Source organism: Tumidithrix elongata BACA0141 (assembly GCF_036349135.1).
Classification (GTDB): Bacteria; Cyanobacteriota; Cyanobacteriia; order Pseudanabaenales; family Pseudanabaenaceae; genus Tumidithrix; species Tumidithrix elongata.
Genome location: NZ_JAZBJZ010000062.1, coordinates 22211 through 29101 on the forward strand (window position 1 = coordinate 22211; position 6891 = coordinate 29101).

Below are 6891 nucleotides of genomic sequence, written 5' to 3' on the forward strand. Positions count from 1 at the left end.
TATTTCCCTGCGATCGAATGGTTCCTAAAATTTTTTATTGTAATTAGATTGAAGTTGGAGATTTCGTTCCTATGTTAGTGACAAAGCAACCTGTATTTCGTAAGTTTTGGTATCCCGTAATTCCTACAGCCGATCTTGCCGAGGGACCCAAACCCTTTACGCTGCTGGGACAAAAACTAGTGCTGTGGCTCGATGCCGAGGGAAAGCCTGCTGCTGCCAACGATCGCTGCTGTCACCGTTCCGCCCAATTGTCGCTAGGTAAAGTCGTAAATGGCGCGATCGCTTGTCCCTATCATGGTTGGCAATTTGACAGTACGGGCAGTTGCGTTCACGTTCCCCAGTTAAAGGGTGTGGGTATACCCGCAACTTCGCATATCGATGCCTATCGTTGTACAGAAGCCTATGGCTATGTTTGGGTATGCTTGGAAGAACCGATTGCCGACATCCCTAAAATTGCGGAAGCCTTTGAATCTGACTATCGCTTAATTCATGAGTTCTACGAGCCTTGGAAATGTGCGGGTTTGCGTGTCATGGAAAACGAACTCGATCTAGCCCATCCCACCTTCGTGCATACCACCACCTTTGGCAGTGAAGACCATCCCACGCCCGATTTATTAGAAATTACCGAAACGAAAGAAGGTCTACACGCTCATGGTGTTTTGGGTGTGGTCAATCCCGAACTGCAACAACAAAACCTAAAAATGGATTCCGTACAGACCTATCGCACTTTAGATATGTTGTGGTTTATGCCTTTCACGGTCAAATTACGCATTGCCTATTCCAATGGACTGGTACATATTGTCGTCAATACCATGACACCGATTGACGATCGCACTTCGCAGATGGTGCAGTTCTGCGTGCGCAACGATACAGAAAAGGACACACCTAGCCGCGATGTGATCGCCTTCGATCGCGCCGTTACCCTTGAGGACAAGGAAATTCTAGAAACGACGGACTATGATGTTCCCCTCGTTCCCAGTCGCGAACAGCATATGTTTACCGATAAGCCCGGCCTCTTAATTCGCAAAAAGATTGCGGAGCTATTAAAGGCTCATGGCGAAACCGAGCAAACCTCTGAGGCGGCTACTTTGGTATAGTATGGAACGTCGATCTCGCCTCTCTTCCTGAGGGCAAGTCCCACATATTCAAACTACTTTCAAGCTGCTTAAGCACAGTTTAAGTACAGTATCAGTTGGTCTCGATCCACAAACGCATTTCGTCTTCTGTATCGCAATAAACGCTTTGACCCGTTTGAGGGTTGAAGGCATACCACCACTTATTGCCACTGCGATCGGAAATCTGCTTGATTTGTAACTCTGACTGAGGAGCGAAAATTTGTACAAGTCCATCCCAAACTTTGGTTAAGCCAGATTGCCATTGAGAAAAGGGCAATTCCTTGCAGGGTGCATCCTGCTGCAAAATTTCAGCTTGCGTCCCATCTTCAAACATCTCTTGTCTTTCATCCTCTAGTAGCTCAACTAGCTGTAAGTTGCGAATTGCCTTAGCAACTTCTAGACGACGCTCGAGAGAACTTAACATACTGGTCTTATGTTTGGCGATTATTCGCGCATTAGTGCGATGTGTTGTGGTCATGACTTTCCCCTTAAAAAAATAATTTTCAATATACCTAATTTATATTTTTTCTGTGCGTTTAGATACAAAAGATACAAAAATTTGCTTTTATTACGAAAATAATTGGCATACTAGCGTGAATTCGGAATAAGGATTTTGGGACAAAATATTGGGTGTATAAGGGATCAGGGCGAGCACAGGGGCATCGCCCCTACGAAAATTGGGTAGGGGCACCCGAATTCAGGGTACAAAAATCTTTGGGATATATAGCGTTTCAGGTTTTCTGATCCCAAGCTGACGTTATCTATTCATTTCGATCGCGATCGCGCCATATAGATCCGCATTGTCGTTCAAGCTATTGGCAGCATGGGAAGCAAAGTTGCCAGCAAAACGCGGTAAATCCTGAAGGGAAGTAACGAGTGGGGCTTCAGGGCTAACCGCTAGATTGACCAAATCTTTTGTGACCATAAAGATCGCCCCTCCTTTGCCTTCGCCCGATCGCCCTCCTTCACCCGCGATCGCCATATTCTCTTGAAACGTCACGTTACGCAGTCGCAGCCTACCACTGCGAATAAAAATACCGCCACCCATACCGCCCCCGCCCCCACCAAAGCCGAGAGCGCCATCACCCGCAGCAAAACCTCCAGAACCATTTTTACCGACGAGTCCTACGATTCTCAAGGGATTGCCACTGCCACCAAACCCGCCACCACCACCACCGCCGCCAAAGCCGCCGTTACCTCCATTCCCACCATTGCCGCCATTCCCACCATCTGAACATTTGGCGAGTGCATTTGCCCCATTGCCGCCATTCCCCGCGTTGCCAAAGCCACCAAACCCACCACCGCCACCAAAAGCGATCGCGCCGATACTGTCAATCCCAACTCCCTCAAGCCGCAGAGATTTCCCTCCATTTTTTAACGGGGAAGGGCTATCTCCAATCCCTAAGTTAGGAACTGGGATGACACCCGCTAAGGAGCCAACCCCAAATACTCCGATGCCACCATTGCCGCCATTGCCACCATTGCCGCCGTTCCCTCCCTCTACGCCTGCATTGCCACCATTACCGCCATTCCCCGCATTACCAAAGCCACCAAAGCCACCGCCACCCCCAAACACAATCGTGCCAATACCATTGACACCAATGCCACTGACTCCAGCGATCGCACCGCGATTGACGAGATATTTGTTCCCTTGACTAGAAATTGCCACGCCTTCCAATCCTAGCTCAGTGCTGATGCCTCGAACGCCTGCGATCGCGCCGCGATTGATGTCATAGCGCTCTCTTTTGCTTTGGATTTCATTCTGATTCTTTCTATTATCTGGAACAGCGCGATCGACCTGTCCGCCATTGCCTCCGATAGCGCGATTGTTCCGAAATACGACATTGGTTAGCGTTACCGTGCCTTTGTCAATAAACATACCGCCACCCATACCCGCACTTCCTCCCGCCGTGCCTTTGCCTGTTTCACCCCTTGCGAGTCCATTCGCGATCGCCAAATTCTGAATCTCGACACGACCATCCTCGATATAGAAAATGCGATGCTTGCCTCTACCATCGATCGCGTCATTCCCATCGCCCACGATCGCCAAATTGCCGCGAATTTTCGGTAACGGTTGGTTTAACGCGATCGCACCATTGACGCGACTCAGATCGATTTCGTCATCTTCGGGATTTCGGTTGGCTTGCTCGATCGCTTGACGCAAGGAACCATGACCGCGATCGCGCAAAGTCGTCACAAAAATCCTGTGGGTTGCCTTATTAACCTCTCGAACGACTTCCGTTGCGGCAACGGGAGCAGTCCAACAAAGGAGAGAGAAAGATAACGAAATTACACACAGAAGTAGTGTTTTTAGGAACAATTGGGAAAAAGGAAGTTGAAGCATCCTAAACCTACATACATTCGCCAGCAATATAGGTTGCCGCGATCGCGCGATCGTCGCCCAAAATCATCGTGGCAAAAATTTGTTCGGCAAGGGTTTCTAAATCTTGGGGAATCCCTCCGCGATTGCGGAGCGCCATCAGGGGAGTAGCCTGCATATCCAAAACCACAAAATCTGCTTCCTTCCCAATGTCGAAGCTGCCTAGTTTATCTTCCAAATAAATCGCCTGTGCCGCGCCTAGGGTTGCTAAATAGAAAGCCTTAAAGGGCGAAAGACTTTCTGCTTGCAATTGGGCAACCTTATAACCATCGCTCATAGTTTGGAGCATGGAGAAACTCGTTCCCGCACCGACATCCGTCGCCAGCCCAACCTTGATGCCATAATCTGACTTGGCTTTACCCAGCTTAAACAGTCCGCTACCGAGAAAGAGATTGGAAGTCGGACAAAATGCGATCGCCGCACCCGCCTTAGAGAGCCGTTCAAATGCCGATTCGTCTAGATGAATGCAGTGAGCAAAAATGGAGCGATCGCCGACCAAGCCAAACTGCTCGTAGACATTGAGATAGTCTGTGCTGTTGGGGAAAAGTTTTGCCGTAAATTCAATCTCTTGGGGATTTTCGGAAAGATGGGTATGCACGTAGACATCGGGAAACTCTGCTTTTAACTTCCCTGCTAGGGTCAGCTCTTCATCCGTAGAGGTGATCGCAAAGCGTGGCGTAATTGCATAGAGCGACCTGCCATTGCCATGCCATTTCTGAATCTGTTCTCTTGTCTGCGTGTAGGCGGTTTGGGCGTCGTTAATCAGAAAATCGGGAGCATTGCGCGTCATCAGCATTTGCCCTGCCACAATCCGCATATTCCGTCGCTGGGCTTCCTCAAACAGCGCATCCACAGAACTTGGGAAGATCGTCGTCAGTACCACAGCCGTAGTTGTGCCGTTCCTGAGCAGTTCGTCCAGAAAGAAAGAGGCAATCTGACGCGCATAGTCCTTGTCGTGAAACTTCTTTTCTGTGGGAAATGTATATTTGTTCAACCATGCCAATAGCTGCTCGCCATAGGCAGCAATCATTTCGGCTTGAGGATAGTGAACGTGGATATCGATGAATCCGGGCAAAATCAACTTGCCCTCATGGGAAGCGATCGCTACGCCAGCATATTTTTCCTGTAATGTCTCAAATGTGCCAAAGTCTTTGACCTTGCCTTGGTCGATTACCAGTAAGCCATCAGGAATGTAACGAACGCTCTCTGACTCAGGCACAAAAAAAGGATCGCCAACAAAATCAAGAAAAGCAGCGCGGATCGCCTTCATGGACTACTGCTCCTTTTGGGTTTTATTTTGACCGCTATCCTGTTGTTGATAGGTGGTTTCCTGTTTGGGGCTTTGTTCCTGTTGGTAGCTAGAGGTCTGGGTTTGCCGATCGCTACTTTCTTGCTTTTTGTAGCTCTGATCCTGCTTGTAGTCTTTTTGGCGATCGCTAGAATAGTCCGTTTTTTGCTGATAGGAATTACCTTTTTGCGTTGAAGTGGCGCTTGGTGCAGACTCTGCTGCGCCTTGCTTGCCGTAGTCATGGGCGGAAACCATAGAGGCGTTATTTAAGCAGAGGAATAAGGCGATCGCAAGGGCGACGAGTATTTTGGGGATATTTTGCATGGGGGACATCATAAAGGCTCCTAGATTTGAGTTTAGTGTGTAAGTTTACTGATTTTGATTTTGGTTGTTGGTGTAGTTGCGCTTTGGGCTTGAGGAACCTTGCTTGGCGAGATCCTTTTGCGGTTTCTGGCTGCCAAAGTAGCCAGGTTGCCCATCCTGTTGAGAAGGGCTGTTGGCACTCTGTACGGACAGAAACTCTTGGCTGACCCAGCCCTCGGCATAGGGGGGATTTTCAAAGCGGACGAGATTCCATGTTTTGCCAGTATTGCTACCGACCTGCTGAAGTACCGTCACGCGATCGCCAGATAGCCCATAGCCAATCCGTTTCTGCGACACCGTATTTGGTTGGGCATAGATCGTAATCTGAATTTTTTTGTCTGGTGCTACGAGCGTTGCTGATTGGTTCAAATCTTGGTTATTGCTCTGATTTCCAGCCGACGCGATCGCCGTGGCAGTGCCTTGGAGAAAGACAAAAATTGCCAGCACAGTTGCCAGTAGTATTTGCCGAATCGAGCACCGTTCTATATCTTCCATAGCGCTTTCTAGGGGATTTGCATGAATAATTGCATACTGTATACAGTATGCAATATCAAGCATACATTTTTAGTTGTAGTCTGAAATACTATTTGCCCCAAGGATTTTTTGTATACAGTATACAAATCGTTCTCTCAAAACTATGCAACCCAATCCCGCCAAGCTGGAACTCGCCAAATCTCCTATATTTCTGATTGCGCCCTTCTTCTTCCTTGGTACCTCAATGGTGGCGATGAAAGCTGCTATCCCCGATACAACACCTTTATTTCTGGCAAGCTTCCGTCTGGTTCCCGCTGGTATTTTGATCCTCGCCTTAACCCTGTTCCTCAAGCTGCCACAGCCCAAGACTTGGAAAGCATGGCTTTGGATCGGATTATTTGCGCTGGTAGATGGCGCGATGTTTCAAGGTTTCCTGACAGAGGGACTGGTGAACACAGGCGCAGGATTGGGAGCTGTGTTGATCGACGCCCAACCTCTGGTGGTAGCGGTTTTAGCGCGGCTTCTGTTTGGCGATGTCGTGGGTTTATGGGGTTGGCTAGGCTTAGCGATCGGCTTTGTGGGAATTTGCCTGTGCGGTTTACCCGAAGCATGGGTGATGAGTCTGCTGCATGGCGATCTGAGCTTTCTGCAAGGTGGGTATTTTCTCAGACCCGAAAACCTGTTGCACAGTGGTGAACTGCTGATGCTCTTGGCTGCCCTGTCAATGTCCTTGGGTACAATTACGATTCGTTATGTCAAAAAGCATGTGGATGCAGTCGTGGCAACAGGCTGGCATATGGTACTTGGTGGATTGCCTCTCTTTGCCCTATCCATGTTTAGAGAATCCAATCAAATTACCCACCTCAGCAACGGCGATTGGTTGGGACTTGGCTATGCCATGCTATTTGGTACGGCGCTCACTTATGGAATGTTCTTTTATCTAGCCTCAGTGGGCAATCTCACCAGCGTAAGCGCCTTAATCTTCTTAACGCCGATCTTCGCCATGCTCTTTAGTAGCATCTTTTTAGGAGAAACCCTGACGCAGTTACAATGGATTGGCGTATCGCTAAGCCTAGTGGGTGTCATTGTGGTCGTTCAACGAGACGCGATCGCTTCCCAATGGAGCCTTTTGTTAGAAAAAATGGGCAAATCGCCAGTGGTTGCTTTAGTCACTGCCAATGAAGAAACATCTAAAGAGTGATTAATTCTCTGTTATTTACTCACCTTACGCGGAAGCCTAGGATGGTTTCAGAGACTGCCACACAGCAAAT

The 6891-nt window shown here is 48.6% G+C and carries 7 protein-coding genes; 2 read left to right on the forward strand and 5 right to left on the reverse strand.

The window, feature by feature from the left end; genetic code table 11:
- Positions 1–71: 71 nt before the first annotated feature.
- Positions 72–1097 carry an aromatic ring-hydroxylating dioxygenase subunit alpha gene (locus V2H45_RS15130; RefSeq protein WP_330484488.1) on the forward strand — a complete coding sequence of 342 codons (1026 nt, stop codon included), beginning with the start codon at positions 72–74 and terminating at the stop codon, positions 1095–1097.
- Positions 1098–1188: 91 nt separating this feature from the next.
- Here the strand turns inward: V2H45_RS15130 and V2H45_RS15135 are convergent, their stop codons facing one another.
- The 5 genes from V2H45_RS15135 to V2H45_RS15155 form a co-directional block, all read right to left on the reverse strand.
- On the reverse strand, positions 1189–1539 hold the full coding sequence (locus V2H45_RS15135; protein WP_330484489.1) for a hypothetical protein: 351 nt from the start codon (positions 1537–1539) through the stop codon (positions 1189–1191).
- 333 nt (positions 1540–1872) lie between these two features.
- Positions 1873–3459 (reverse strand): hypothetical protein, encoded by a 1587-nt coding sequence (locus V2H45_RS15140; RefSeq protein WP_330484490.1) that lies wholly within the window; start codon positions 3457–3459, stop codon positions 1873–1875.
- Positions 3460–3466: 7 nt separating this feature from the next.
- Entirely contained in the window at positions 3467–4765 is a 1299-nt protein-coding gene (gene guaD, locus V2H45_RS15145) for a guanine deaminase (RefSeq protein ID WP_330484491.1), read from the reverse strand.
- Between the two features lie 3 nt (positions 4766–4768).
- The gene (locus V2H45_RS15150; protein WP_330484492.1) at positions 4769–5119 is read right to left on the reverse strand and encodes a hypothetical protein; all 351 of its coding nucleotides are present in this window, start codon (positions 5117–5119) and stop codon (positions 4769–4771) included.
- Between the two features lie 33 nt (positions 5120–5152).
- Positions 5153–5704, reverse strand: a complete 552-nt coding sequence (locus V2H45_RS15155) for an SH3 domain-containing protein (protein WP_330484493.1) — start codon at positions 5702–5704, stop codon at positions 5153–5155.
- Between the two features lie 79 nt (positions 5705–5783).
- On the opposite strand from V2H45_RS15155, the gene V2H45_RS15160 reads away from it, so the two are divergent.
- A complete protein-coding gene (locus tag V2H45_RS15160) occupies positions 5784–6821 on the forward strand; it encodes a DMT family transporter (protein ID WP_330484494.1) in 1038 nt (345 codons plus the stop codon).
- Positions 6822–6891 lie beyond the last annotated feature (70 nt).

Coding starts and splice junctions, on each gene's coding strand:
- V2H45_RS15130 (WP_330484488.1), top strand. CDS start 72: ATGTTAGTGACAAAGCAACCTGTATTTCGTAAGTTTTGGTATCCCGTA.
- V2H45_RS15135 (WP_330484489.1), bottom strand. CDS start 1,539: ATGTTAAGTTCTCTCGAGCGTCGTCTAGAAGTTGCTAAGGCAATTCGC.
- V2H45_RS15140 (WP_330484490.1), bottom strand. CDS start 3,459: ATGCTTCAACTTCCTTTTTCCCAATTGTTCCTAAAAACACTACTTCTG.
- guaD (WP_330484491.1), bottom strand. CDS start 4,765: ATGAAGGCGATCCGCGCTGCTTTTCTTGATTTTGTTGGCGATCCTTTT.
- V2H45_RS15150 (WP_330484492.1), bottom strand. CDS start 5,119: ATGATGTCCCCCATGCAAAATATCCCCAAAATACTCGTCGCCCTTGCG.
- V2H45_RS15155 (WP_330484493.1), bottom strand. CDS start 5,704: ATGCTTGATATTGCATACTGTATACAGTATGCAATTATTCATGCAAAT.
- V2H45_RS15160 (WP_330484494.1), top strand. CDS start 5,784: ATGCAACCCAATCCCGCCAAGCTGGAACTCGCCAAATCTCCTATATTT.